The sequence below is a fragment of the Spirillospora sp. NPDC127506 genome (assembly GCF_040302145.1).
Lineage (GTDB): Bacteria > Actinomycetota > Actinomycetes > Streptosporangiales > Streptosporangiaceae > Spirillospora.
Genome location: NZ_JBEORG010000099.1, coordinates 1 through 1,574 on the forward strand (window position 1 = coordinate 1; position 1,574 = coordinate 1,574).

General features: G+C 67.0%; 2 protein-coding genes. Both read left to right on the forward strand.

Going from position 1 to position 1,574, the window contains the following annotated elements; genetic code table 11:
• Positions 1-125 precede the first annotated feature (125 nt).
• A complete protein-coding gene (locus ABTW95_RS35635; protein ID WP_500228633.1) occupies positions 126-521 on the forward strand; it encodes a transposase in 396 nt (131 codons plus the stop codon).
• Positions 518-1,546 (forward strand): transposase, encoded by a 1,029-nt coding sequence (locus ABTW95_RS35640; RefSeq protein ID WP_500228634.1) that lies wholly within the window; start codon positions 518-520, stop codon positions 1,544-1,546. Before ABTW95_RS35635 ends, ABTW95_RS35640 begins: the two co-directional genes overlap by 4 nt.
• Positions 1,547-1,574 lie beyond the last annotated feature (28 nt).

Consider the following 1,574-nt stretch of genomic DNA (forward strand, 5'->3'; position numbering starts at 1 on the left):
CCCTCTCTGTCAGACTCAGGGGAGACATGGGGACGAACTAGTCTTCTGTGACATGAGTAGGGCGAGACAGGGATCTTTCTAGCGTGACGTTGAGTGTTGCCGATCTCCGCGCTGATGATGGTGTGGTGGGCAAGAAGAAGGGTCCTCGGGCCGACCGGCCGAAGCGGCGGGTGTTCAGCCCGGAGTACAAGCTGGCGATCGTGGAGGAGTGGGAGCAGCTGACCGAGGCGGGCGCCCGCGGTGCGCTGCTGCGCCGTGAGGGGCTGTACCACTCCCACATCCAGGACTGGAAGCGGCTGCGCGATGCGGGGTCGCTGAACGCCCTGGCGGCCAGGCCCACCGGCCCCAAGCCCCGCAGAAGCGAGGCCGACAAGGCCAACGAGAAGCTCGCCGCCGAGAACGCGCGGCTGGCCGACGAGCTGGCCAGGACCAAGAAGGCCCTGGCGATCATGGGAAAAGCACACGAGCTCTTGGAACTGCTCTCCGAGAGCGCGGACTCCGACACCGAGCCCGGGAAGTGATCCTCCCGGCCCAGCAGGAGATGGAACCCCTCGTCGGCATCAAAGCCTCCTGCGAGCTGACCGGAGTGAACCGGGCCTCCCGCTACCGCTGGCGCAACCCCGTCCCGCGGCCGCTGGGGCCGCATCGTCGGCCGGCGCCCCACCCGGCGTCGCTGACGGCGGCCGAGCAGCAGGCGGTGCTGGCCGTGCTGCGTTCGGACCGGTTCGTCGACAAGTCCCCCGCCCAGGTGTGGGCGGTACTGATCGACGAGGGCACCTACCTGTGCTCGATCTCGACCATGTACCGGCTGCTGCGCCGGGCCGGGGAGGTCCGCGAACGGCGCCGGCAGGCCACCCACCCGGCCCGCGTCAAACCCGAACTGGTCGCCGACGGCCCCGACCAGGTGTGGTCCTGGGACGTGACCAAACTGAAGGGACCGTTCAAGGGCGTCTACTACGACCTGCTGGTGATGATCGACATCTTCTCCCGCAAGGTGGTGCACTGGAAGCTGGTGCCCGCCGAGTCCGGCGCGATCGCCCAGGCGTTCATGGCCGAGGCCTTCACCGCCAACGGCGGCATCGTGCCCGGACATGTCCATGCCGACAACGGGCCATCGATGACCAGCAAGAACGTCGCCCAGATGTTCATCGACCTGGGCATCACCCGCAGCCACTCCAGGCCGCACGTCAGCAACGACAACCCCTACTCCGAGGCCGGCTTCAAGACCTTGAAGTACTGCCCCGCCTTCCCCGACCGGTTCACCTCGATCCAGACGGCGACACGATTCTGCGCAGCGTTCTTCACCTACTACAACAACCAGCACCGGCACTCGGGGATCGGGCTGCACACCCCGGCCTCGGTCCACGACGGCACCGCGACCAAGATCCGAGACCGCCGCTGCGAAGTCCTGGCCGCCGCCTACACCGCCAACCCCGAACGGTTCCGCACCAAGCCCATCCCGCCCAAGCTGCCCGACAAGGCCTGGATCAACGAACCACCCAAGGACGAGAAAAAGGAGAACAACCAGGCACAACCCGCAGCCTGAGCTGTCTCAACGAGTTTGACAGGCTCCG